The 23,357-nt window shown below is 70.8% G+C and carries 30 protein-coding genes; 10 read left to right on the forward strand and 20 right to left on the reverse strand.

All coding sequences use genetic code 11. The features are described from left to right. Window position 1: 1 nt before the first annotated feature. The 6 genes from tolR to K7957_RS07240 all read right to left on the reverse strand — a co-directional run bounded on the left by tolR (window position 2) and on the right by K7957_RS07240 (window position 4,236). Window positions 2–442 (reverse strand): protein TolR, encoded by a 441-nt coding sequence (tolR, locus tag K7957_RS07215; RefSeq protein WP_223011310.1) that lies wholly within the window; start codon window positions 440–442, stop codon window positions 2–4. Between the two features lie 12 nt (window positions 443–454). Beyond that, window positions 455–1,147: a protein TolQ gene (gene tolQ, locus K7957_RS07220; RefSeq protein WP_223011311.1), complete on the reverse strand. Its 693-nt coding sequence runs from the start codon at window positions 1,145–1,147 to the stop codon at window positions 455–457. Continuing rightward, entirely contained in the window at window positions 1,144–1,644 is a 501-nt protein-coding gene (locus tag K7957_RS07225; protein WP_223011312.1) for a YbgC/FadM family acyl-CoA thioesterase, read from the reverse strand. The genes tolQ and K7957_RS07225 overlap by 4 nt, the downstream gene beginning before the upstream one ends. Before the next feature lie 91 nt (window positions 1,645–1,735). After that, window positions 1,736–2,572, reverse strand: a complete 837-nt coding sequence (fghA, locus tag K7957_RS07230) for an S-formylglutathione hydrolase (protein ID WP_223011313.1) — start codon at window positions 2,570–2,572, stop codon at window positions 1,736–1,738. Between the two features lie 15 nt (window positions 2,573–2,587). After that, window positions 2,588–2,971 (reverse strand): VOC family protein, encoded by a 384-nt coding sequence (locus tag K7957_RS07235; RefSeq protein ID WP_223011314.1) that lies wholly within the window; start codon window positions 2,969–2,971, stop codon window positions 2,588–2,590. Window positions 2,972–3,129: 158 nt separating this feature from the next. Beyond that, window positions 3,130–4,236: an S-(hydroxymethyl)glutathione dehydrogenase/class III alcohol dehydrogenase gene (locus K7957_RS07240; RefSeq protein ID WP_223011315.1), complete on the reverse strand. Its 1,107-nt coding sequence runs from the start codon at window positions 4,234–4,236 to the stop codon at window positions 3,130–3,132. A 111-nt stretch (window positions 4,237–4,347) separates the two neighbouring features. Here K7957_RS07240 and K7957_RS07245 point away from each other — a divergent pair, with 111 nt between their 5' ends. Further along, window positions 4,348–5,493 carry a CaiB/BaiF CoA transferase family protein gene (locus tag K7957_RS07245; protein ID WP_223011316.1) on the forward strand — a complete coding sequence of 382 codons (1,146 nt, stop codon included), beginning with the start codon at window positions 4,348–4,350 and terminating at the stop codon, window positions 5,491–5,493. Between the two features lie 160 nt (window positions 5,494–5,653). Here K7957_RS07245 and K7957_RS07250 read toward each other — a convergent pair whose 3' ends face one another. The 13 genes from K7957_RS07250 to K7957_RS07310 all read right to left on the reverse strand — a co-directional run bounded on the left by K7957_RS07250 (window position 5,654) and on the right by K7957_RS07310 (window position 15,084). Next, window positions 5,654–5,866, reverse strand: a complete 213-nt coding sequence (locus K7957_RS07250) for a hypothetical protein (RefSeq protein WP_183921815.1) — start codon at window positions 5,864–5,866, stop codon at window positions 5,654–5,656. Beyond that, on the reverse strand, window positions 5,863–6,075 hold the full coding sequence (locus K7957_RS07255) for a hypothetical protein (RefSeq protein WP_223011317.1): 213 nt from the start codon (window positions 6,073–6,075) through the stop codon (window positions 5,863–5,865). Before K7957_RS07255 ends, K7957_RS07250 begins: the two co-directional genes overlap by 4 nt. A 165-nt stretch (window positions 6,076–6,240) precedes the next feature. Then, window positions 6,241–7,140, reverse strand: a complete 900-nt coding sequence (locus K7957_RS07260) for a flagellin N-terminal helical domain-containing protein (RefSeq protein WP_223011318.1) — start codon at window positions 7,138–7,140, stop codon at window positions 6,241–6,243. A 6-nt stretch (window positions 7,141–7,146) separates the two neighbouring features. Next, complete coding sequence (gene flgK / locus K7957_RS07265) at window positions 7,147–8,484, reverse strand: flagellar hook-associated protein FlgK (RefSeq protein WP_223011319.1); 1,338 nt, start codon at window positions 8,482–8,484, stop codon at window positions 7,147–7,149. After that, window positions 8,481–8,822 (reverse strand): rod-binding protein, encoded by a 342-nt coding sequence (locus tag K7957_RS07270; RefSeq protein WP_223011320.1) that lies wholly within the window; start codon window positions 8,820–8,822, stop codon window positions 8,481–8,483. The genes flgK and K7957_RS07270 overlap by 4 nt, the downstream gene beginning before the upstream one ends. Next, complete coding sequence (locus K7957_RS07275) at window positions 8,822–9,922, reverse strand: flagellar basal body P-ring protein FlgI (RefSeq protein ID WP_223011321.1); 1,101 nt, start codon at window positions 9,920–9,922, stop codon at window positions 8,822–8,824. Before K7957_RS07275 ends, K7957_RS07270 begins: the two co-directional genes overlap by 1 nt. Then, window positions 9,922–10,665 (reverse strand): flagellar basal body L-ring protein FlgH, encoded by a 744-nt coding sequence (locus K7957_RS07280; RefSeq protein ID WP_223011322.1) that lies wholly within the window; start codon window positions 10,663–10,665, stop codon window positions 9,922–9,924. Before K7957_RS07280 ends, K7957_RS07275 begins: the two co-directional genes overlap by 1 nt. 8 nt (window positions 10,666–10,673) lie before the next feature. After that, on the reverse strand, window positions 10,674–11,465 hold the full coding sequence (gene flgG / locus K7957_RS07285; protein ID WP_223011323.1) for a flagellar basal-body rod protein FlgG: 792 nt from the start codon (window positions 11,463–11,465) through the stop codon (window positions 10,674–10,676). A gap of 14 nt (window positions 11,466–11,479) precedes the next feature. After that, a complete protein-coding gene (locus K7957_RS07290) occupies window positions 11,480–12,232 on the reverse strand; it encodes a flagellar basal body rod protein FlgF (protein ID WP_219756063.1) in 753 nt (250 codons plus the stop codon). 32 nt (window positions 12,233–12,264) lie between these two features. Continuing rightward, entirely contained in the window at window positions 12,265–13,545 is a 1,281-nt protein-coding gene (locus tag K7957_RS07295; RefSeq protein ID WP_223011324.1) for a flagellar hook protein FlgE, read from the reverse strand. A 42-nt stretch (window positions 13,546–13,587) separates the two neighbouring features. Next, on the reverse strand, window positions 13,588–14,310 hold the full coding sequence (locus K7957_RS07300) for a flagellar hook assembly protein FlgD (protein WP_223011325.1): 723 nt from the start codon (window positions 14,308–14,310) through the stop codon (window positions 13,588–13,590). 2 nt (window positions 14,311–14,312) lie between these two features. After that, on the reverse strand, window positions 14,313–14,723 hold the full coding sequence (gene flgC, locus K7957_RS07305) for a flagellar basal body rod protein FlgC (protein ID WP_223011326.1): 411 nt from the start codon (window positions 14,721–14,723) through the stop codon (window positions 14,313–14,315). A 4-nt stretch (window positions 14,724–14,727) separates the two neighbouring features. Next, complete coding sequence (locus K7957_RS07310; RefSeq protein WP_223011327.1) at window positions 14,728–15,084, reverse strand: flagellar basal body rod protein FlgB; 357 nt, start codon at window positions 15,082–15,084, stop codon at window positions 14,728–14,730. 591 nt (window positions 15,085–15,675) lie between these two features. Between K7957_RS07310 and K7957_RS07315 the strand changes: the two genes are divergently transcribed. From K7957_RS07315 to K7957_RS07355, 9 genes are all read left to right on the forward strand, one after another. Further along, on the forward strand, window positions 15,676–16,401 hold the full coding sequence (locus tag K7957_RS07315; RefSeq protein WP_223011328.1) for a motility protein A: 726 nt from the start codon (window positions 15,676–15,678) through the stop codon (window positions 16,399–16,401). Continuing rightward, entirely contained in the window at window positions 16,398–16,919 is a 522-nt protein-coding gene (locus K7957_RS07320; protein WP_246616832.1) for a flagellar motor protein MotB, read from the forward strand. The genes K7957_RS07315 and K7957_RS07320 overlap by 4 nt, the downstream gene beginning before the upstream one ends. Next, window positions 16,916–17,431, forward strand: a complete 516-nt coding sequence (locus tag K7957_RS07325; RefSeq protein WP_223011329.1) for a flagella basal body P-ring formation protein FlgA — start codon at window positions 16,916–16,918, stop codon at window positions 17,429–17,431. The genes K7957_RS07320 and K7957_RS07325 overlap by 4 nt, the downstream gene beginning before the upstream one ends. A gap of 78 nt (window positions 17,432–17,509) precedes the next feature. After that, on the forward strand, window positions 17,510–17,806 hold the full coding sequence (flgM, locus tag K7957_RS07330) for a flagellar biosynthesis anti-sigma factor FlgM (RefSeq protein ID WP_223011330.1): 297 nt from the start codon (window positions 17,510–17,512) through the stop codon (window positions 17,804–17,806). Continuing rightward, window positions 17,793–18,104 carry a flagellar protein FlgN gene (locus tag K7957_RS07335; RefSeq protein ID WP_223011331.1) on the forward strand — a complete coding sequence of 104 codons (312 nt, stop codon included), beginning with the start codon at window positions 17,793–17,795 and terminating at the stop codon, window positions 18,102–18,104. The genes flgM and K7957_RS07335 overlap by 14 nt, the downstream gene beginning before the upstream one ends. A gap of 149 nt (window positions 18,105–18,253) precedes the next feature. After that, window positions 18,254–19,120 (forward strand): lytic transglycosylase domain-containing protein, encoded by an 867-nt coding sequence (locus K7957_RS07340; protein ID WP_223011332.1) that lies wholly within the window; start codon window positions 18,254–18,256, stop codon window positions 19,118–19,120. A gap of 4 nt (window positions 19,121–19,124) precedes the next feature. Continuing rightward, on the forward strand, window positions 19,125–21,188 hold the full coding sequence (flhA, locus tag K7957_RS07345) for a flagellar biosynthesis protein FlhA (RefSeq protein ID WP_223011333.1): 2,064 nt from the start codon (window positions 19,125–19,127) through the stop codon (window positions 21,186–21,188). Continuing rightward, complete coding sequence (locus K7957_RS07350) at window positions 21,185–21,964, forward strand: sigma-70 family RNA polymerase sigma factor (protein ID WP_223011334.1); 780 nt, start codon at window positions 21,185–21,187, stop codon at window positions 21,962–21,964. Before flhA ends, K7957_RS07350 begins: the two co-directional genes overlap by 4 nt. A 61-nt stretch (window positions 21,965–22,025) precedes the next feature. Next, window positions 22,026–22,178: a hypothetical protein gene (locus tag K7957_RS07355; RefSeq protein ID WP_223011335.1), complete on the forward strand. Its 153-nt coding sequence runs from the start codon at window positions 22,026–22,028 to the stop codon at window positions 22,176–22,178. 193 nt (window positions 22,179–22,371) lie between these two features. On the opposite strand, the gene K7957_RS07360 is transcribed toward K7957_RS07355, so the two are convergent. Then, complete coding sequence (locus K7957_RS07360) at window positions 22,372–23,196, reverse strand: flagellin N-terminal helical domain-containing protein (RefSeq protein WP_223011336.1); 825 nt, start codon at window positions 23,194–23,196, stop codon at window positions 22,372–22,374. Window positions 23,197–23,357 lie beyond the last annotated feature (161 nt).

A 23,357-nucleotide genomic window follows, 5' to 3' on the forward strand; every position in this document is an offset into this window, starting at 1 on the left:
GTCAGTCCTCGCCGACCGTGACCAGCGCGACGCGGTTGAGCCCGGCGCGATTGAGCTCGCCCATCACGCGCATCACGCGGCCATAGTCGAGCCCGCGGTCGGCGCGCAGGAACACCTGCGGCGGCTGGCCGTCCCCTGCCTTGGCACCGGTCGCGGCGATCGCGGCGAGCCGCGACGGCAACGCATCGGCGGGCACTTCCTCCTTGGCGACGAAGATGCGGCCCTGCTCGTCGAGCGAGATCTCGGTCGGCTGCTGGTCCTGGTCGAGCGGCTTGGCGCGGCTGTCGGGCAGGTTCACCGGCACGCCCTGGGTCAGCAGCGGCGCGGTGACCATGAAGATGATCAGCAGCACCAGCATGACGTCGACCAGCGGCGTCACGTTGATCTCCGCCATCGGCGCCTTGCGGCCCTTGCCGCGGCTGGACGGGAGGTTCATCGCCATGCGCGTTGGCCCTCAGCGCTCGCCGTCGAGCTGGCGCGACAGTGTGGCGTGGAAGCCGTCGGCGAAGCGGTTGAGCCGCGCCTCGATGCGGTTGATCGCGTGGCCGAAGCGATTGTACGCGATCACCGCGGGGATCGCCGCGAACAGCCCGATCGCGGTGGCGAACAGCGCCTCGGCGATGCCCGGCGCCACCACCGAGAGGCTGGTGTTCTGCTGGCTGGCGATCGCGGTGAAGCTGCGCATGATGCCCCAGACGGTGCCGAACAGCCCGACGAACGGCGCCACCGAGCCGACCGTGGCGAGCACGTTGAGCCGGTCCGAGATGTCGTCGATCTCCTTGGCCACCGCGGCGCCCATCACCGTGCCGAGCCGCTCGCGCGTGCCGTCGCGGTCGATCACGTTGCCGTGGGTGGAGCGGCGCCACTCGGTGACCCCGGCGGCGAGCACGCGCGCGGACGGCAGGTCGCTCTGCCCGTTGCTCTTGTAGAAGGCGTCGATGTCGTCCGCCTTCCAGAAGTCGCGCTCGAACTGAGCGCTCTTCCTCTGGGTGCGGCCGAGCTTGAGCCAGAAGCCGATGATGATCGCCCAGGTCCAGATGCTGGCGAGCAGCAGCCCGAGCATCACGCCCTTCACCACCCAATCGGCCTGGAGGAACAGCGCGATCGGCGACAGCGTCGCGGCGTCGGTCTGCAAGATCGGATTCACGGCGTCTCTTCCCCTGTGGTGTCGGCCGTCGCGGTATCCGCCGCGGCGGTGGCGGCGAGGCGGCGGAACTGCGCGAGCCAGGCCGCGGGCTGGCGACGGGGCCGACCGTCGGCGCCGACCAGCGCCGCGGTGACCTCTGCCCGCGCCAGCATTTCCGCGCCGCGCCTGACTGTCTGATGAATGACCACGCTGGCGGCGCGCGCTCGCGCGACCTCGCTTTCCACCAGCAGCGCGTCGCCGAGCCGGGCTGGCGCGGCGTAGCGGATGTGCAGGTCGGCGATGGCATAGGCGCCGCCGCCCGCCTCGTGATGCGCGCGCTGGTCGATGCCGGCGACGTGGAGCATGTCGGAGCGGGCGCGCTCCATGTAGCGCAGATAGTTGGCGTGATAGACCACGCCGGAGAGATCGGTGTCCTCGAAATAGACCCGCAGCGGGAAGAGATGCACTCTCCCCGCGAACCGCCCCTCCGCTGGCTGATCTCGCGCGCCCGCCGTCATGGCTAGGGCTGGTAACCGATGCGCCGAAGGGTGGGAACCCCGCATGACGGCGACGGGGTCATGCCGGGTAGCGCACGCGCGGCGCGCGGGCTTACGCCTCCCGCTTCAGCCGCGCCGCATGCCAGTCGAGCTGCTCGCCCATGAAGCTCGACACGAAGAGATAGGAATGGTCGTAGCCCGCGCGCATCCGCAGTTCGAGCGGGATGCCCGCGGCGGCGCAGGCGCGCGTGAGCAGCTCGGGGCGGAGCTGCTCGGCGAGGAAGGCGTCGGCCTCGCCCTGGTCGACCAGCAGCTCGGGCACGCGCGCGCCGTCCTCGATCAGCGCGACCGCGTCGTGGCGGCGCTTGGCCGCCTCGTCCTCGCCGAGATAAAGGTCGAGCGCCTCGCCCCAGGGCACCTGCGTCGGCGCGACGATCGGCGCGAAGGCGGAGACCGCGCGGTAGCGGCCCGGGTGGCGCAGCGCCGCGGTCAGCGCGCCGTGCCCGCCCATCGAATGGCCCATGATCGACTGGCGCGCCATGTCCGCGGGGAACGCCGCCGCGACCAGCGCGGGCAGATCCGCGGTGACGTAGGACCACATCTTATAGTGAGTCGACCAGGGCGGCTCGGTGGCGTCGACGTAGAAGCCGGCACCCTTGGCGAAGTCCCAGCGGTCCTCGTCGGGCACGTCGTCGCCGCGCGGGCTGGTGTCGGGCGCGACGAAGATCAGGCCGTGGCGCGCGCAGTGCGCGCGATACTCGCCCTTGTCGGTCACGTTGGCGTGGGTGCAGGTCAGCCCGGAGAGGTACCAGACGACCGGCAGCCTCGCGCCGGGCGCGTGGTCGGGGACGTAGACCGAGAAGGTCATGTCGGTGCCGGTCGCGTCGCTGCGGTGGCGGTAGACGCCCTGCGTGCCGCCGTGCGCGCGCGCGGTCGAGACGGTCTCCATGCTTGCTCCTTCCGCTCAGGCGACGCGATACATCGCGCAGACCTTGTTGCCCGCGGGGTCGCGCAGATAGGCGAGGTACAGCTCGCGCCCGCCGGTGGCGTGACGCACGCCCGGGGGCGCCTCGATCGCGGTGCCGCCGCTCGCCACGCCCGCGGCGTGCCACGCCTCGACCTGGCCGGGCGAGGTCGCGCGGAAGCCGAGCGTGCCGCCGTTGGCGCGGCTGGCGGGCTGGCCGTCGATCGGGCGCGTGATCAGGAAGCGGCCGCCGTCGTGCGCGTAGACCAGCCGCCCCCATTCATCGATCACACCCGGCGCCGCGCCGAGCGCGCCGAGGGTCGCGTCGTAGAAGGTCCGGGCGGCGGCGATGTCGTCGGTGCCGAGCATGACGTGGCTGAACATGGTCTCTCTCCCAAGATCCTCCCCGCTCGCGGGGAGGGGACCGCCGGCCGCAGGCCGGTGGTGGAGGGGGCTCGCCACGCAGCGCAGCGCTCGCGGAAAACCCCCTCCACCAGCCTGCGGCTGGTCCCCCTCCCCGTGCCGGGGAGGATCTTCGTCCGTCAATACACCACCACGCTGCGGATGCTCTCGCCGGCGTGCATCAGGTCGAAGCCCTTGTTGATCTCGTCGAGGCTCAGCCGGTGCGTGATCATCGGGTCGATCTGGATCATCCCGTCCATGTACCAGTCGACGATCTTGGGCACGTCGGTGCGCCCGCGCGCGCCGCCGAACGCGGTGCCCTTCCATACTCGACCGGTGACGAGCTGGAACGGGCGCGTCGCGATCTCCTTGCCCGCCTCGGCGACGCCGATGACGATCGACTCGCCCCAGCCGCGGTGCGCGCTCTCCAGCGCCTGGCGCATGACGACGGTGTTGCCGGTGCAGTCGAAGGTATAGTCGCCGCCGCCGTCGGTCAGCGCGACCAGGTGCGGGACGATCTCGCCGACGTCCCGCGGGTTGACGAAGTCGGTCATGCCGAAGCGACGCCCCCAGTCCTCCCGGTCGGGGTTGATGTCGACGCCGATGATACGGTGCGCGCCCGCCAGCTTGGCGCCCTGGATCACGTTGAGCCCGATCCCGCCGAGCCCGAACACGATCACGGTCGCGCCCGGCTCGACCTTGGCGGTGTTGACCACCGCGCCCACCCCGGTGGTGACGCCGCAGCCGATGTAGCAGCTCGTGTCGAACGGTGCGTCAGGGCGGATCTTGGCGACCGCGATCTCGGGCAGGACGGTGAAGTTCGAGAAGGTCGAGCAGCCCATGTAATGGTAGATCGGCTGGCCCTTGTAGCTGAAGCGCGTGGTGCCGTCGGGCATCAGCCCCTTGCCCTGGGTCGCGCGGATCGCGGTGCACAGGTTGGTCTTGCCCGACAGGCACGACTTACACTGGCGGCACTCGGGCGTGTACAGCGGGATGACATGGTCGCCCGGTACCACGCTGGTGACGCCGGCGCCCACCTCGCGCACCACGCCGCAACCCTCGTGGCCGAGCACGCTGGGGAACAGCCCCTCGCTGTCGAGCCCGTCGAGCGTGTAGGCGTCGGTGTGGCAGATGCCGGTGGCCATGATCTCGACCAGCACCTCGCCGGCCTTCGGCCCCTCGAGGTCGAGCTCGACGATCTCGAGCGGCCGCTTGGCCTCGAACGCGACGGCGGCGCGGGTCTTCATGGGGTGGCCTCTCTGTCTTAAAGATCGGCTGCGTCTCTATGCCGCGGGCGCGGCGGCTTCAACCGTCGTGGCACCCTTCTGCCCCGCGCCGCGCGCCGCTACACCGCTGTCATGACTGACACCCCCCGCCCCCTCGCCGGCCTGCGCGTGCTCGAGCTGGCGCGCATCCTCGCCGGCCCCTGGGCGGGGCAGCTGCTCGCCGATCTCGGCGCCGACGTGATCAAGGTCGAGCGCCCCGGCGAGGGCGACGATACGCGTCACTGGGGGCCGCCCTTCGTCCGCGGGGAGGACGGCAGCGACCTGTCGGCGGCCTATTACCACGCCTGCAACCGCGGCAAGCGCTCGGTCGCGGTCGATATCGCCACGCCCGCGGGCCAGGCGCGCGTCGCCGCGCTCGCCGCGGGCGCCGACGTGGTGATCGAGAATTACAAGCTCGGCGGGCTGGTCAAATACGGGCTCGACGCGGCGACGCTGCGCGCGCGTCACCCGCGGCTGATCGTCTGCTCGATCACCGGCTTCGGCCAGACCGGGCCGTACGCGGCGCGCGCCGGCTATGACTTCATCGTCCAGGGGATGGGCGGGATGATGTCGATCACCGGCGAGCCCGACGGCCCGCCGCAGAAGACCGGGGTGGCCACCGCCGACCTGTTCACCGGCGTCTATGCCACCGTCGCGATCCTCGCCGCGCTGCACGCGCGCGCCAGCACAGGCGCGGGCACGCACATCGACATGGCGCTGCTCGACACGCAGGTGGGGGTGCTCGCCAACCAGGCGCTCAACTGGATGGTCGGCGGCGCGGTGCCGCGCCGCATGGGCAACGGCCACGCCAATCTCGCGCCCTACCAGAGCTTCCCGACGAGCGACGGCGACCTGATCGTGGCGGTGGGCAACGACCGCCAGTTCGCGCGGCTGTGCGCGGTACTCGCGGTCCCGGCGCTGGCGGCGGACGCGCGCTTCGCGACCAACCCGGCGCGCGTGGCGAACCGCGCCGCGCTGCTGCCGGTGCTGATCGGGCGCACGCTGACGTGGACGAGCGCCGCGCTGCTTACCGCGCTAAAGGCGGCGGGGGTGCCGGTCGGTCCGGTCAACCGCATCGACGAGGTGTTCGCCGACCCGCAGGTGGTCGCGCGCGGGATGCGCCTGCTGGTGGAGGGGCTGCCCGGCCTCGCGACGCCGATCGTCTACGATGGCGCGCGGGTGGTCGCCGAACGCGCGAGCCCGCGGCTGGGCGAGCATGAGGAGGCGGAGTGGCGGTAAGCCTGCATTCCTCCCCGCTCGTGGGGAGGCGGACCTCGCCTAAGGGGCGTGGCGGCGGGGGGGGGGGGGGGGGCACACACGATGTCGCCTGGGGAGAGCTCCCTCCACTACCAACCTACGTCCGGCGATACCCCTCCCCGCCAAGCGGGGAGGACTTACTTCAGGCCCGCGGCGGCACACCCGCGCGAGTCGCGCGATGGCGGTCATAAGCCTTCTTGGCCACATAGGCGCCGCCCAGCGCCATGCCGAGCGGTCCCATCCTGGTGACCGCACGGGTCGCGAGTGCGCCGACCATCGCGCCGCCGACGCCGCCGCGGCCGTCGCGCCGGTCGAGTTCGCGCCCGAGCAGCGCGCCAATGATGGTCCTGATCATGACTTTACCTTTTCCGAGATGGCGTCGCCGAGCGTCTCCACCCCCTTCAGCACGCCCCAGCCGATCACGTAGGTGAACGCGACGGGCAGGACGAGCTTGAGGACATTGGCGGTAATCGCGCCGTAGAGCGCCCCATCCGCCGCGCTGTCGTCGCCCGACATGGCGTCGATCGCGCCGCCGATCAGCGCGCCGATGGTGGTGGCACCCATGTGGATAAACCCTCGTCGTTGCGCTGCATCAATGCTGCGCGGCGACGGCGGTTCCTTGTGTCGCACACGAGCGCGCGCGCAGGCGGGAGCCCAGGGCCGCAAGCGGCGGCTCACGCGGGTCTCGGCCCCTGCGTCCGCAGGAGCACGAGGGCCGCGACCGCGCGATCAGCGCAGGTAGGTGAACAGCGACAGCTGCGATAGCTTGGAGAAGCTCGCCTGGGTCGCCGACAGGATCGTCATCGTCTTGGACAGCTCGGTGTACGCCTGGGTGACGTCGGTGTCCTCCAGCGTCGAGCGCAGCTCGGCGCGGTCCACGCTGGCGTTGGTCAGCAGGTTCTGCTGCAGGTCGACCCGCGCCGCGCGCGCGCCGACGGAGGCCTGCACGGTCGAGACCTGGTCGCTCGCGGTCTTGAGCGAGTCGATCGCGGCGCGCGCCTTCTCGCCGGTCGGCTCGCCCGCCTGCAACGCGGTGGCGAGCGCCGACAGCATCGCCAGCGTGTCGCCCTTGCCGGAATTGAAGATGCGCGCCGAGGTCTCGGTCGGCTGGATCGACAGGCCGTTCTCGCCGATCGGCACCTCCGACAGGCTGGGCGCGGTATTGTAGGTGAAGGTGCCGTCCTTGTTGTCGATCACCGCGGGCGTGCCCGCCGCGCTGCCGAACAGGGGCTGGCCGCGCAGGTCGTTGGTGTTGCCGAGCGAGACCAACGTGGCGATCACCGACTGGAGCTGATCGCCGATCACCTTGCGGTCGGACGCGCCGAGTGTGTCGGTGGCGGCGTTGTTCACCAGCTCGGTGGCGCGCTGCATCTGCTCGGTGATCGAGCCCATCGTGCCGTCGGCCTGCTTGAGCAGCGAGCCCGCGAGGTCGAGGTTGGTCTTGAACGCGCCCGCGTCGGCGTCCTTGCGGTCGAACTCGGCGAGCTGCTGCGCCACCGCGACATTCTCGGACGGCGAGCTGATCTTCTTGCCGGTGGCGATCTGGGTCTGCAGCTTGGTCGCGGTCGCCATCAGCGCGCCCATCCGGGCGGCGGAGCGATCGTAGAGGAGGTTGCTGGAGATCTGCATGACGGCTTACCTGATCTCGAGGATCGACTGGAAGGTCTCGCGCGCGACCTGGATCACGCGGCTGGACGCCTGATAGGCCTGCTGGAAGCGGACGAGGTCGACCGCCTCCGAGTCGAGGTTGACCCCCGAGGCCTCGGACCGCGCGGTCACCGCGCCGTCGTAGATCGCGGTCTGCGCGTCGCCCACCAGCCGGCGCTGCTTGAGCGTCGCGGCATTGTCGGTGGTGAGCGCCTGGACCTTGCTCTCGAACTGGTTGCCGGTGCGCAGCGACGCGAGCGCGGCGAGGTTGGACGAGTCGCGCGCGCCGCCGCCGGTCTTGGCCGCGGCGATCTGGCTGCCGTCGGTCAGCGCCACCTTGAAGTCGGCGGGGTCGCTGGTGTTGGCGAAGAAGGGCTGGCCCTGCGCGCCGGTGAGATCCTGCCCCTGCTTCTGCAGGTCGTTGACGCCGGTGGTCAGGTCGGTGGCGATCGCGCCGAGCTGGTCGCGCGTGGCGGCGATCCGCTGCGCGCCCTCGATCATGCCCGCCAGCGCCCCGCCCTCGGGGTTGGCCTGGATCGCGACACCGCTCGGCTTGAGCACGTTGAGCACCGCGTTGCCGCCGGTGCGCGCGTAGCTCATCTCGCTGGCCTCGCGCGGATCGACCAGCACGGGGCCGTTGCTGGCGCCGGCGCGGACGGTGGCACGGCCGAAGTCGTCGATCTGGACGTCGACCTCGGTCAGCGCGCTCATCTGCGTGAGCAGGTCGTCGCGCTGGTCCGCCAGCCCCGCCGCGGCGGACGAGCCCGGCTGCGACTTGACGATGCCCTGGTTGACCTTGAGCAGCGCCTGGCCCAGCCGGTTGAGCTCGCCGACGGTCTGCTGCGCCTTGGTGTCGAGCTCGGCCATGCCGTCGTCGAGCGCCTTGGCGGTGACCTTGAACGAATCAGCCAGCGTCGCCGCGCTGCCCAGCATGCCGGCGCGCAACGCGCTCGAGGTCGGCTCGGCCTGGAGCGCGGTGCTCGCCGCGAAGAAGCCGGTGAGGTTGGTCGACAGCGCGCCGCCCGTCATCGCGCCCTCGATCCGCTCGAGCCACACGGTGCTCGCCTCGGTCTTCTTCGCGTCCGAGCTGGCGCTGCGCACCGAGGCTTCGAGATAGGGGCTGCCGTTGCGCGCGATCCCGTCGACCACCGCGCCCATGCCGTTGAGCGACGAGTTGAAGCCGTTGCTCGCCTGCACCTCGCGGATCGTCGCGCTGCGCCGCACGTAGGACGCGTTGCCGGCGTTGGCGATGTTCTCCGACGTCGTCGTCAGCGCGGTCTGGTACGCGCGGACGCCCGAAGCGCCGATGGAGAGCAGATCACTCATTCCACCGGCGTGCCATGATTCCCGTTAAGATCCGGTTGAGATTGCGCGAGAAACTTGCTCATCGCGGCGCCGATGCCGATCGGTTTGTGCGTCGCCATCTCCTGCACCACCTTCTGGTCCGACATGTCTTGGAAGGTGGTGAGCGCCTTGCTGTCGAACAGAGGGTCGGCGAGCTTCGCCTGGCGCATCGACTTCAGCATCATGCCGGTGAAGACCGATTCGAACTGCTGCGCGGCCTTGTCGAGGTTGGTCTTGGTCGCGGCGCGGCTGAGGCCGGTGTCGAGCCCGGTCTTGCCGGTGATCGCGACGCCCACGTTGTTGACGGGTGAGTCGCCCATCAGAGCACCACCAGCTCGGCCTTGAGCGCGCCGGCCTCCTTGAGCGCCTCCAGGATCGCCACGAGATCGGCCGGGCTCGCGCCGATCGCATTCACCGCCTTGACCACGTCGGCCAGCTTGGGCCCCGGATTGAGCAGGAACATCGGCTTCTTCTCCTCCGAGACCTGGACATTGGAGCGGTTCTCCAGCGCGGTCTGGCCCTGGCTGAGCGGCGCGGGCTGGCTGACGCGCTGGCTCTCGTCGATGCGGACGGTCAGCTTGCCGTGGGTCACCGCCGCCGCGCCGACTCGCACCGCCGAGTTGATCACCACCGTGCCGGTGCGCGCGTTGACGATCACCTTGGCGGGCGGCTCGGCCGAGGCGACGTCGAGATTCTCGATCTCGCTCATCAGCGTGGCACGGACGTCCGCGCCGGTCGGCGCGCGCACCGCGACCGACACCGCGTCGATCGCCTGCGCCACGCCCGCGCCGAACTTGCGGTTGATCGAGGCGGCGACGTTCTGCGCGGTGGTGAAGTCGGCGCGCTGGAGATTGTAGGTGACGAAGGGCGTGTCGGCGAAGCCGGTCGCGACCGCGCGCTCCACCGTCGCGCCCTCCGGGATGCGGCCGGTCGAGGGAATGTTGACGACGATCTTGGAGCCGTCCGCGCCCTCGGCGCCGAGCCCGCCGACCGCGAGATTGCCCTGCGCCATCGCGTAGACCTGGCCGTCGGCGCCGAGCAACGGAGTCAGCACCAGGCTGCCGCCGCGCAGGGACTTGGCCTTGCCCATCGAGGCGACGGTGATGTCGATCCGCTGGCCGGGCTTGGCGAAGGCGGGCAGCTCGGCGGTGATCAGCACCACCGCGGCGTTCTTGAGCCCCGGGTTGACGCCCGCGGGCAGCTGGAGGCCGAAGCGCGACGCCACCGCCTTCACCGACTGGACGGTATAGTCGAGATTGTCGTCGCCGGTGCCGGGCAGGCCGACCACCACGCCATAGCCGGTCAGCTGGTTGGCGCGGATGCCCTGGAAGCCGCCGAGATCCTTGATCCGGTCGGCGTGGGCGGGGCCGGCGATGGCGGCGGCGAGCGCGGCGAGCGCGAGGAGCAGCTGGCGGATCATCAGAACGGGCTCACGACCTGGAAGAAGCGGGACAGCCAGCCCTGCCGGCTGGAACGCGCGACGTCGCCCTTGCCGGTATAGGCGATCTGCGCGTCGGCGACGCGGGTGGAGGGCACGCGATTGTCGCGGTCGACGTCGGCGGTGCGGACGATACCCTTGATCTGGACGAACTCGTCGCCGCGGTTGAGCGTCACCCGCTTCTGCCCGCGCACCAGCATCGTGCCGTTGGGATAGACCTCGGCGACGGTGACCGAGACCTCGCCGGAGAGCGAGTTGGCCTGGTCCGCGGTGCCGGTGCCGTTGAAGCCGCGCTTGCCGCTCGAGCCGACGTCGGTGCCGCTGACGATCCCGCCGAGCGGGCCGGTCGACGGCGGGGTGAGCGAGAAGCTGCCGTCCGAGGCGAGCTTGGACGAGGACGACTTGGAGGCGGCGGTCCGCTCCACCAGCACGATCGTCAGCGGGTCGCCGACGCGGCGCGCGCGCCAGCCCTCGTAGAGCGCGGCATAGCCGTCCGAGACCTGGAAGATCGCGCCGTTGGCGGCGGGCGGCGCGGGCGGCTGCGCCGGCGCGTGCACCGCGGAGAAATCCTCCGCCGGCTTCTTCTTGAGCACCTTGCCGAGCAGCCCGGCGTGCGCGGGCGCGGGCACCAGCGCGGCGGCGGCGAGCGCGCCCAGCGCGGCGCACAGGGCGGCACTGCGGGCGACGCGCGCGCGGTGGCGGCGGAGGAGGGAGCGTCGAATCATGTGCGATTCTATGACATGTTCTGGTTAACGTATTTCAGCATGTCGTCGGTCGCCGAGATCATCTTGGAGTTGACCTCATAGGCGCGCTGGGTCTCGATCATGTCGACCAGCTCCTCCACGACGTTGACGTTGCTCGCCTCCAGCGTGCCCTGACGGACGCGGCCGCGACCGTCCTCGCCCGGCACGCCGAGGTTGGCGGCGCCGCTGGCGGCGCTCTCGGTGAGAAAGTTGTCGCCGGTCGCGGTGAGGCCCGCCGGGTTGGGGAAGCTGGCGACCTGGATCTGGCCGAGGTTCTGCGCCTGGTCCTGCCCCGGCACGGTGGCCGAGACGGTGCCGTCGAGCCCGATCGTGATCTGCGTGGCGTTGGCGGGCACGGTGATGCCCGGCATCACCTGATAGCCCTGGCTGGTGATCAGCAGGCCCTCGGGCGAGCGCGAGAAATTGCCCGCGCGCGTGTAGCCGAGCTGGCCGCCGGGCATCTGCACCTGGAAATAGCCGTCGCCGTCGAGCGCGAGGTCGAGGCTGTTGCCGGTCTGGTTCATCGAGCCCTGCGTCTCGGTGCGCGACGTGCCCTGCACGCGCACGCCGGTGCCGAGGTTGAGCCCGGTGGCGTATTTGCTCTCCGCGGTCGACTGCGCGCCCGCGGCAGTGACGACCTGGTAGGACAAGGTCTCGAACGAGGCGCGGTCGCGCTTGAAGCCCGTGGTGCTGACGTTGGCGAGATTGTTCGAGATGACGCGCATGCGCGTGTCCTGGGCGTCGAGCCCGGTACGCGCGATGTGCATGGCGGACGTGGTCATGGTCTAATCCTTCCTCAGCCCGGCAGGCGCATCACCGATGCGCTCGACTCGTCCATGGATTTGGCCTCCTTGAGCAGGTTGGCCTGGAGCTCGTAGCTGCGCTGGTTCTCGATCATGTCGACCAGCGCCTCGGTCATGTTGACGTTCGATCCCTCGAGCGCGCCCGCGGTGACCTTGCCATCGAGATTCTCGGGCAGCGTCCCGCCGCCGCGGACGTGGAGCAGGTTGTCGAGCCCCTTCACCGTGTCGGAACCGGCGGAGGAGACCAGCTTGAGCCGGTCGATCACCTGCGGCTGGCCGCTCTTGTCGCCCTGCGGCACGATCGAGACCGAGCCGTCCGAGCCGATCGCGACCGACTCGTACGGCGGCAGCGTGATCGGGCCGCTCGAGCCCATCACCAGGAAGCCGTCGCCGGTCTGGAGCGTGCCCGATTCAGAGACGGTGAAGTCGCCGCGGCGGCTGTACGCCTCGCTGCCGTCGGCGCCCTGGACGGTGAGCCAGGTGTCGCGGTCGCCGAGCGCGACGTCGAGCGGGCGACCGGTCTGCTGCATCGCGCCCGGCGCGCGGTCGGCGTCGCGCACCTCTTCCGAGGTGGGCGCGCGCGCCGACAGCTGGGACGAGCCGTCGGAGAGGATGATGCGGTCGAACGAGACGCGGTCGGCGCGGAAGCCGGTGGTCGACGCGTTCGCCATATTGTTGGCGATCGCGGCCTGCGCCTGCATGTGCGCGCGCAGTCCGGTCGCCGCGGTGTAGACCAGCTTGTCCACTTACATCCTCTCCTAGAACCCCAAGCCCGCGCTTACGCGCGGATGTTGAGGATCGACTGCGAGACCTGAGTCGCCGTATCGAGCGCCTTGGCGTTCGCCTGGAAGTTGCGCTGTGCCGCAATAAGGTTAACAAGCTCTTCGGTGATATCGACGTTGGAGCCCTCGAGCTGGCCCGACTTCAGGCTGCCGAAGCCCTCCGCCGCGGCGAAGCCGAGCGTCGCCTTCCCCGAGATGCCGGTCGCCTGCCAGTAGTTGCTGCCGGCCTGGCGCAGACCGGTCGGCGCCGAGAACTTGGCGATCGCCACCTTGCCCAGCGGCACGATGTCCGAGTTGGAGTAGCTCGCCTTGATGATGCCCGCGTCGTCGACGGTGATGCCGACCAGCTGGCCGACCGCGACGCCGTCCTGCGTGCGCGCGCTCACCGCGGCCGCCGCCGCGGTCTGGGTCGAGCCGGTGAGGTCGAGCGTGATCGACTGCGCCGCGGCGCCCGAGGCCGGGATGAAGTCCTCGAACTGGATGCTCTGCGCGCCGGTCAGCGCGCCCTTGGTGTCGTAGACCTGCGTGATCGGCCCGGCCTGGGTCGCGCCCTTGGGGGTCAGCATCTGGTCGCCGACATAGGTGAAGACCTGCCATGTGCCGGTATTCGGCGTCGCGGCGTTGGGCTGCCCCTCGGCGGTGCGGACGTAATAGCTCGTCATCGTCATCGGGTTGCCGTTGGCGTCGTAGATGCGCGTGGCGACCGAGTTGTTGTACGTCGTCGTGTCGGTGCGCTTGAACGCGGCCGGGTCCTTGACGGTCGCGGTCGACGGGATCTGCACCTTGGTGGCGACGTTGTTGGTCATCTTCGGCGTGCCGCTGGTCGGCTGGATCTGCAGGTTGGTCAGCGACTTGTCACCGGTCGCCGTGACGTTGCCGTCATTGTCGACCGGGTAGACCATCAGGTAGCTGCCCTGCGCGTCGATCACGTTGCGGCTCTCGTCCACGGTGAAGGCGCCGGTGCGGGTGTAGTTGACCTGGTCCGACAGGCCGGTCGACTTCACCACGAAGAAGCCCTCGCCCAGGATCTGCATGTCGAGCGCGCTCTTGGTCTGGTTCGACGAGCCGTCGCTGAACTGCTGCACCGTGCCCTTCACCGACACGCCCGAGCCGACCATCTTGCGCGGGTCGGTCGAGACGTTCGACGAGATCACGTCGGCGAACGCGGTGCGGCTCTTCTTGAAGCCGTTGGTGGAGACGTTGGCCAGGTTGTGGCTGATGACCGACATGTCGGTCTGCATGGCCTGGAGACCGGAGAGCGAGGTGAAGAAGGACATGGGGTTGCTCCTGGGGTAAGCGGGGGATCAGGGAAGAAGAGGTCAGGCGACCTTGCGGATCGCGGCGGGATCGACCGTGCCGAGCCCGGTGACGTTGAGGACAGGCGAGCCGCCCGGAGGCAGGCTGGCGCTCTCGACCGGCGCCCACACCAGCGAGGCGGCGTCGACGATCACCGAGCCCTTCGCCGCCTCGACCGTGACGGTGTACGGGCCGTTCTCGATCTTGTTGCCGGCGTCGTCCTTGCCGTCCCAGCTGTAGCTGGCCTCGCCCGCGGGCTGCGCGCCGAGCTGGATGTTCTTGACGGGGCGACCGTCCTTGTCGGCGATCGAGACGTTGACGTCGGTCGCGTCGCCGGTCAGCTCGACCGCGCCGGCGATCCCGCCCGAGGTGCGCTCGTACGCGGTCTTGCCCTCGGTCAGCACGGTGCGGCCGACGAAGCCCATCGCGTCGGTGGCGGTGGTGGAATTGAGCCGCCCGCTGATGCCCGACAGCGTCTGGTTCATCTCGCTGATGCCGGCGACCGACGAGAACTGCGCCATCTGCGCGACCATCTGGGTGTTGTCGACCGGGTTGAAGGGGTCCTGATAGGCCAGCTGCGCGGTCATCAGCGCGATGAAGTCCTTCTGCCCCAGCGTCGACTTGCCGGTGGTGGCGCTGACGCCGCTCGCGGTGGTGGTGTTCGAGCGCGCCACGCCGGCGGAGGCGAAGATCGCGTCCTGCGCGGACTTGTCGATGCTTGAGGTATTGGCGGTGATGCTGGTCATGATCAGCGGCCCATCTTGAGGGTGTCGAGGATCAGCGTCTTGGCGGTCTGCATGACCTCGACGTTGTTCTGGTAGGTGCGCGCGGTCTCCATCATGTCGACCAGCTCGCGCGATTCATCGACCGCGGCGTCGAAGACGTAGCCGTCCTTGTTCGCCATCGGGCTGCCGGGGTCGTAGCGTTTGGTCGGCGCCTCGCCCGCGGTGACGATCTGCTGCACGTCGGTGGTGGAGAGCCCGCTGGCCTCGTCGAAGCTGGTGCGGAACACCGGCTTCATCGTCTTGTAGGCGGCCTCCTCCGAGCCCGCGACGCCGCCGGCGTTGGCGAGGTTCGACGCGGTGGTGTTCATCCGCGTCAGCTGCGCCGACATGGCGCGGCCAGCGACCTGGAAGATGGTGAGCGGCGAGCCGGACATCGTCTTACTCCCCCTTCAGCGCGCGCGTGATCTGGCCGATGCGCCCGTTGAGGAACGAGAGCGTCGTCTGGTACTGGACCGCATTCTCGGCGAAGGCGGTCTGCTCGGTGGAGAGCTCCACCGTGTTGCCGTCCATCGAGGGCTGGGTCGGCACGCGATACTTCAGCGCGTCGCCGACGCCGCTCGCGCCCTGCTGCTCGACCGCGCCGAGCGCGGCCGTGAAGTCGATGTCGCGGGCCTTGAAATTGGGCGTGGACGCGTTGGCGATGTTCGACGCGAGCACGCCCATGCGCTGGCTGCGCACCTCCAGGGCTGCTCCGTGAACGCCGAACAAACTCTCAGCCACTGGCCGAACCTCCATGCGAGACGGGGATCGCCCGTCGCCTTCGCGGAGAGTGGAGCAAGCGGCGTGCCAAATGCTGTCACGACGGTGATGGAGCGCAAGGGAAGCGTGAGGCGGCAAAGGCTTGCCGGTTGCCGGCCGGGTTTGCCGGCAAGCGCGGCAGCCGGGCGGTTGCCGGTTGCCTGCCGGTTGCCGGCTGCCGCGACCACGAACGCTATCGTGCTCCGGCGAAGGGCCGGAGCCCAGGTGGGATGGCCGTAGCGGTCGTCACAGAGGCCAACCCAACTCGGCGCCGGGAGGGGTGGCGGCTACCCCCCCTTCTCTCTTCGTCATCCTGAGCTTGTCTCAGGATCCACCGTGCCGCGACCTCCGATGCCGAGGCGCTCGTGGGCCAGTGGATCCTGAAACGAGTTCAGGATAACGCTTTGGAGAGCGGTAGCCCCGCTTCGCTCCACCCCGGCGGACGCCGGGATCCAGTTGGGGGACGTACACGAGAGCGACCACCGCCGTCCCGCCTAGACCCCCGCGTACGTCGGGGTGGACCCGGAAAAGCGGCGACGATCCAAGCGCCGATCAGCATCTGGCCCGCCGTTTGCAACACAGGCGGGCATGACCCCCGGCATGTTCCTCGACCCCGCCGCGCTCGCCATCGTGTTCGGCGGCACCGCGCTCGCCGCGGCGCTGCGCACGCCCGCGCGCGACCTCGGGCGCGCGCTGCTCGCATTGCGCGTGCTGCCGCGCCGCCGCTTCCGCGCGGATGACCGGCTCGACCAGATCGCCGCGCTCGGCCGCATCGCCGCCCGCCACGGCGTCCACGCGCTCGACCGCAGCGTGATCCACGACACCGACGTCGCCGCCGCGGTGGCGCTGATCGTCGACGGCGCGCAGCCGCAGGCGGTGATCGACTCGCTCGACACCGCGCGCCGCGCCCGCATCGAGCGCCACCGCCTCGTCTCCGACTGCTGGGCCGGCGTCGCCGAGGCCGCGCCTGCGCTCGGCATGGTCGGCACGTTGGTCGGCCTGGTCGCGATGTTCACCCGGATGAGCGACCCCGGCGCGATCGGCGCCGCCATGGCGGTGGCGCTGCTCGCTACCTTATATGGCGCGCTGCTCGCCAACCTCGTCGCCGCGCCGATCGCCACCCGGCTGCGCGCCGCCGCGCGCGCCGAGGCGATCGAACGCGCCCGCCTCGTCGCCCCGCTCGCCGAGCTCGCCGCGCGCGAGGCGCCGCGCGTGCGCGCCGGCGCGCGGGTCCAGCCCGCGCCCGAGCCGGTCGCCGTCGCGGACGACGAGGCCGAGGACAACGAGGCCATGCCGCGCGAGCGGGCGGCATGAGCGACGAGGATCTCCTCGCCGACGACGCCCCCGCGCGCGCGCTGTGGCTGATGACGCTGGCCGATCTCGCGCTGCTGCTCGTCGGCTTCTTCGTGCTGCTTCAGGCCAACCGGCAGCTCGACCCGCGCGCGCTCGCGGCCGGCCTGGCCCAGGGCTTCGGCGTCGAGGCGCCCGCGGCGATGCCGGTGGCGAGCTACGGCGTCGACGGCTTCGTGCCCGGCAGCGCGACGCCCCCGGGCACCCCCGCCGGCCTCGCCGCCTGGGCACGCGCCGAGCTGCGCGACCCGCGCGTGAGCCTCACCGTCACCGGAGCGACCGACGGCACCGTCGCGGATGTCGACCCGCACTCACGCAGCGCCACCCTCCTCGCCGCCGATCGCGCGCGCGCGGTCGCCGCGGCGCTCGCCGCCGCGGGCGTGCCCGACACGCGGCTCGGCCTCGCCACCGCGGTGCGCCCCGGCCGCCGCCAGGTACTCGTCACGCTCGCCTTCGCGGGCGAACAAGGAAAGAAGCCATGATCGCCGCCCTCCTCCTCACCGCCGCCGCGACCGGCGCCGGCTTCCAGGACACCGCCGCACTCGACCGCGCCGTTGCCGCCTTCACCGCACGCCCGATCGGTAGCGAGGGCGGCGCGCGCGCGCCGGTCGACGCGCGGCTGCGCCTCGCCGCCTGCCCGATGGTGGCGATGTCGTGGCGCACCGAGGTGCATGACGCGGTCGTGATCGCCTGCGCCGGTCCGGCGTGGCGCCTGTTCGTCCCCGTGATCGCGCCGCCGCGACCCAGCGGCGTGGTGGCCTCGCGCGCCGCCGCCGCCGCGGTGCCGGTGCGCGCCGACCCGGTGATCCGCCGCGGCGACGCGGTGACGATCGAGGCGGGCAGCGACGGCTTCGCGATCACGCGCGAGGGCGTGGCGATCGCCGACGCCGCTCCCGGCGCGCGCGTGATGATCAAGGTCGACGACGCGCCGCGCCCGGTGCAGGCAGTGGCGGTCGAGGCGGGGCGCGCGACGCTGCCCGGCTGGCCCGAATGAGCGGCGATAAAAAAGTCCTAAAGTTGCGCCACGGCCCGTCGTTTTTCCCGATGTCCACGGGGACCGACAGGTGCAGAGATGGTGGAAGCGGTAGGAACATCGACGATCAAGGCGAACGACCTGCGGGTCGCCAGCGTGTCGCGCGTCAGCGCGCCGACGCCGGCCGCCCCGCTGGCCGCGAGCAATGCGACGACCGCGACCGCGGCGCCGCAGACGCTCGCCAAGTCGCTCGCGGCCGAGCCGCCGGTCGACGGGGATCGGGTGCAGCAGATCAAGACCGCGATCGCCAACGGCACCTTCCCGCTCTCGCCCGCGACCATCGCGGACCAGTTCATCGCACTTCGTTTCGACTGGATGGCCAATGAACAGGCGTGACGCGCTGGTGCGCGTGATCGACATGCTCCACGCCGAGATCGCGGCGCTCAAGGCGAACGACATGACCGGGCTGGAGCGCGCCACCGGCAACAAGCTGCGCGCGATCGAGACGCTCAAGGCGCTCGGCGACGGCCCGGCGGATGCGGAGCTGCGCGGGCTGGTCGAGGAGGCCGACCGGCTCAACGACACGTGCCGGATCTACGTCAACCTGATGGCGGCAAATGTCCGCCGCCGCCTGCAACTTCTTTCCGGCCAGAACGGCGGCGCCTATGGCCGCGCGGGCCTCGCCTACGCCTGAAGGGCGCGCCTTCATCTCACACGCTGTTCCCCGGCGCAGGCCGGGGCCCAGTTGGGGGACGTCTAGCAGGTACTCCCCCTCCCCTTCAGGGGAGGGACCAGAGCACAACTCGCGCCCCCATCTGGCACGCCTCTTGCTCCACGCAGGGCATGACCGTTTCCGCGCTCACCCCGGCCACCGGCCGCGTCACCTCCGCGATCCAGCGCGCGGCGCAGCGCACCGGCGTCGACTTCAACTATCTCCTCGGCCAGGCCAAGATCGAGAGCGGGCTCAACGCCAGCGCGCGCGCCAGCACCTCCTCCGCCTCGGGCCTGTACCAGTTCGTCGAGCAGAGCTGGCTGGCGGTGGTGAAGAAGCACGGCAGCGAGCACGGGCTCGGCTGGGCGGCGGACAGCATCCAGCAGTCGGGCGGGCGCTTCACCGTCACCGGCGGCAACCGCGCCGCGGTGCTCGGGCTGCGCAACGATCCCGAGGTCGCCTCGCTGATGGCGGCCGAGCATGCCAGCGACAACAAGGACGCGATCGAGGCGTCGACCGGGCGCGCGGCGACCGGCACCGACCTCTATATGGCGCACTTCCTCGGGCTGGGCGGCGCGCGCACCTTCCTCTCGGCGATGCAGAGCAACCCGGAGCGCAGCGCCGCCTCGCTCTTCCCCGCCGCCGCGCGCGCCAACCGCGGCGTCTTCTTCGACGGCGACGGCGGCGCGCGCTCGCTCGGCGAGGTGTACCAGCGCTTCGCCGGCAAGCTGGGCGACGGCGCCGCCTCGGTCGGCACGGCCACGCCGTCCGACCGGCTGCAGTTCGCCGCGCAGGCGCTGGCGATGGGGGACGAGAACACTGTCGTCACCGGCGCGGGCGAGAGCGCGACCGACGCGCTCGCCTGGGCCCGGTCGACGCTGGGCCAGTCGACGCTCGGCCAGATCAAGGGCAGCCAGGCGCAGCAGGCCAGCCTGCTCCGCCCGACCCCCGCCAACGCGCGGCTCGCCTACATGATGCTCGCGCGGATGGGGAGCTGATCCGATGAAGATGCTCAGCCATGCGCGCCAGGCGGCGCTGCCCTTCGCGATCCTGCTGCTCGTTGTCCTCATGGTGGTGCCGATCCCGGCCTTCATGCTCGACGTGTTCTTCATCATGAACATCACGATCAGCCTCGCGGTGCTGATGGTCGCGCTCAACGCCGAGAAGCCGCTCGACTTCTCGTCCTTCCCGACGGTGCTGCTGTTCGCGACCCTGTTCCGGCTCGGCCTCAACGTCGCCTCGACGCGCATCGTGCTGGTCCACGGCCATACCGGCTCGGCCGCGGCGGGGCATGTGATCGAGGCGTTCGGCTCGTTCGTGATCGGCGGCGACTATGTCGTCGGCCTGTTCGTCTTCGCGATCATCGTCATCATCAACCTGATCGTGGTCACCAAGGGCGCGGGCCGCGTCTCCGAGGTGTCGGCGCGCTTCACGCTCGACGCGCTGCCCGGCAAGCAGATGGCGATCGACGCCGACCTCAACGCCGGCCTGATCACCCCCGACGACGCCAAGAAGCGCCGCGTCGAGGTCGCCACCGAGGCCGACTTCTACGGCTCGATGGACGGTTCGTCCAAGTTCGTGAAGGGCGACGCGGTCGCCGGCCTGCTGATCCTCGCCGCCAACATCGTCGGCGGGCTGATCCTGGGGCCGGTGAGCCACGGGCTGACGATCGCCAAGGCGGCGCAGAGCTACACCATGCTGGCGATCGGCGACGCGCTGGTGGCGCAGGTGCCCGCGCTGCTGCTGTCGATCGCCGCCGCCTCGATCGTCACCCGCGTCAGCTCGGACAAGGACCTCGCCGGCCAGATCGGCGGCCAGTTCGGCTCGGCGCGCACCTGGGCGCCGGTGGCGGTGATCCTGACGCTGCTGGGGCTGCTGCCGGGGATGCCGCACTTCGTCATCCTGCCGCTCGCCGCCCTCGCCGGCTTCGCCGCCTGGAAGCTGCACCAGATCGCCAAGCGCCCCAAGTTCGTCGAGGCTCCCGCCGCGGTCGAGCAGCCCGATCCGTCCAAGATCGGCTGGGACGAGGTGACCGAGGCGATGATGGTGAACCTCGACGTCGGCTACGGCCTCGTGCCGCTGGTCGACGAGCGCCGCGGCGCGCCGCTGATGAGCCGCCTCACCGGCGTGCGCCGCCAGCTGAGCAAGGAGCTGGGCTTCGTGGTGCCGCAGGTGCGCGTGCGCGACGACATCAACCTGGCGCCCTACACCTATCGCGTGATGCTGGGCGGCGTGTGCGTCGGCGAGGACCAGGTCTCGCCCGACGAGATGCTGGCGCTCGACACCGGCCAGGGCTTCGGCGAGCTGATCGGGAAGAAGGCCAAGGACCCGACCTTCGGGCTCGACGCGACCTGGATCTCGCCGGGCGACGCCGATGCCGCGACCGGCCAGGGCTATCTGGTCGTCGACGCCGGCACCGTCATGGCGACCCACCTCAACCACGCGCTCGGCGCCAACGCCGCCGACCTGCTCGGCGCCGACGAGGTGCAGTCGTTGCTCGACGGGCTCAAGGAGCGCGCCCCGCAGCTGGTCGCCGCGCTCGCCCCGCTGCCGCAGACCGCGCTGGTGGCGGTGCTCAAGGGGCTGCTGTCCGAGGGCATCCAGCTGCGCGAGTTCCGCCGCATCGCCGCCGCCATCTCGATGGCCGCGCAGAAGACGCACGACCCGGTCGAGCTGATCGAGCTGATCCGCCCCGAGCTCGGCCCGCTGATCATCGCCAAGCTGGCCGGCGTGCGCGAGCCGCTGCGCGTCATGACGCTGGAGGGCGGGCTGGAGCAATTGCTCGGCCAGGGGCTGCGCAGCGATCCCAGCCGCCAGGTGATCGAGCCCGAGCTCGGCCGCCGCATCGTCGACGCGCTCCAGGCCGCGGCGCAGCCGCTGATGGCCGAGGCCAAGCCGTTCGCGCTCGTCGTGCAGCCCGCGATCCGAGTCGCGGTCCGCAAACTCATCCGCACCGTTCTCCCGGATACCCCTGTCATGAGCTTCTTCGAAGTGCCCGAGGACAAGGCCGTCGAGGTCGTCGCGATCATCGGTGGCCAGCACCAGCCGCAGGCGCTGGCGGCATGAGCGCCGAGCCGATGCGCGGCGCCTTCGCCGCCGCCCAGCCCGCTCCCGCCGCGGCCCCCGCCGCGATGGCGGCGCCGCTGACCTACTCGCGCCCGCGCAAGCGCGACGAGAACGCGCTGGTGCAGCAGCACCTGCCGCTGGTCCGCCGGCTGGCGTGGCATGTCCACGGCTCGGTCTCGACCGCGATCGAGGTGGAGGACCTCGTCCAGGTCGGGCTGGTCGCGCTGGTCGAGGCGGTCGCCGCCTTCGAGGACCGCGGCCAGGTGACGCTCAAGCAATATCTCGTGACGCGGCTGCGCGGCGCGATGATCGACGAGCTGCGCCGCCACGCCGCGATGACGCGCGGCGCGATCCGCCGCAAGCGCGAGTACGCCCGCGCGGTCAACCAGCTCAGCCACGAATACGGCCGCGCGCCGACCGACCGCGAGCTCGCCGCCAAGCTGGAGGTGACGCCCGAGAAGCTGCGCACCGATTATGCCGCCGCGGAGGCGGTGCGCTACGAGTCGATCGACGAGGTCTACGCCGACGACCAGCCGTGGTTCGCCAGCGACACGCCCGACGCCTTCGAGCAGCTCTCCGAGGCGCAGACGCGCGACCGGCTGATCGCCGCGATCGCCTCGCTGCCCGAGCGCGAGCAGATGGTGATCCAGCTCTACCACGTCGAGGAGCTCAACCTGGAGGAGATCGGCCAGGTGCTCGGCGTCGGCGCCGCGCGCGTATGCCAGATCAAGTCGAGCGCGCACACGCGGTTGAAGAAGGCGATGACGCGCGGCTGAGGCGGGATCGCGGTGCGGCTCGCGGGCGTTGCCCCCGCGACCTGTCCGAGAGGAGCCGCCGATGACCGACTCACGCCAGCCCGACCCCGCCGCCACGCCGCTCACCGAGCCCGAGCGCGAGCGCGACGCCCCCGCCGACCCGAGCGTCGACCAACTCCCCGACGGCGAGCCCGAGGACAATCCCGACGACCTCACCGTGCAGGGCGGGGAATAGGCCGGGCGCGCCAACACCTTCCGCAGAGCTAAGATCCCCCCCGCTCGCGGGAGGGATTTACGGCGCCCCCGGCCTTCGCCTTCGTACGTCGAAACGCGAGAACCCCCGCCAGCGTCGCTGACGGGGGTCCCGCGTTCTTCAACTGTCCCCCCACCACGCTCGGTGGCGAGGGACCGGCGACGGGCGTCGGCGCTTAGCCGAGCAGCTTCATCACGCCCTGCTGCGACTGGTTGGCCTGGGCCAGCATCGCGGTCGAGGCCTGGTTGAGGATCTGCGACTTGGCGAGCGCGGTCGTCTCGGTCGAGAAGTCGGCGTCCTCGATGCGGCTGCGCGCGTCGCTCAGGTTGGTGACGTTGGCGGTGGCGTTGTTCACCGCCGACTCGAGGCGGTTCTGCGACGAACCCAGCGAGGCGCGCGCGCCCGAGACCTCGGCGATCGCCGCGTCATAGTCGCCGAGCGAGGCGGAGTTCGCCGCGTCAGCGAAGGTCTTGGTAGTGACGATGTTGAGCTTCGAGGCCGCGTCGCCGAAATCGACCGACTTCAGCGTGACGGTGTCGCCGCTGTTGGCGCCGGTCTGGATCGAGAAGCCCGTCGCCGCGGCCGTGTCGAACAGCTTCTTGCCGTTGAACGAGGTGGTGGTGACGATCGAGCTGATCTGGGCCTTCAGCGCGGCCTGCTCGGCGCGGATCGAATCGGTGTCGGTCGACGCATAGGTGCCGTTGGCGGCCTGCACCGTCAGCTCGCGCATGCGCTGCAGCATGTTCGAGACCTCGCCGAGCGCGCCTTCCGCGGTCTGCGCCATCGAGATGCCGTCGTTGGCGTTGCGGATGCCCTGGCTCATGCCGCGGATCTGCGAGGTCATCGAGTTGCTGATCGCGAGACCGGCGGCGTCGTCCTTCGCCGAGTTGATGCGCTTGCCGGTCGACAGGCGCTCCATCGAGACCGACAGCGCCTTGTTCGCCATGTTCGAGGCGGCGGTGGCGCGCAGCGCCGAGGTGTTCGAGTTGATCACGGTCATGGGACTATCTCCATCTGCCCGGCCCGCTCGCCGCCCCCGATCGCGTAGGTGGCCGTGCCGTCTCCCCCACAAACGACCGATCTGGCGGGAGATTTAGCGGTTTTCGTGGGGAGCATCGCAGATCCTCCCCGCTCGCGGGGAGGGGGACCATGCGCACCATG

The organism is Sphingomonas yunnanensis (assembly GCF_019898765.1).
Lineage (GTDB): Bacteria > Pseudomonadota > Alphaproteobacteria > Sphingomonadales > Sphingomonadaceae > Sphingomonas > Sphingomonas yunnanensis.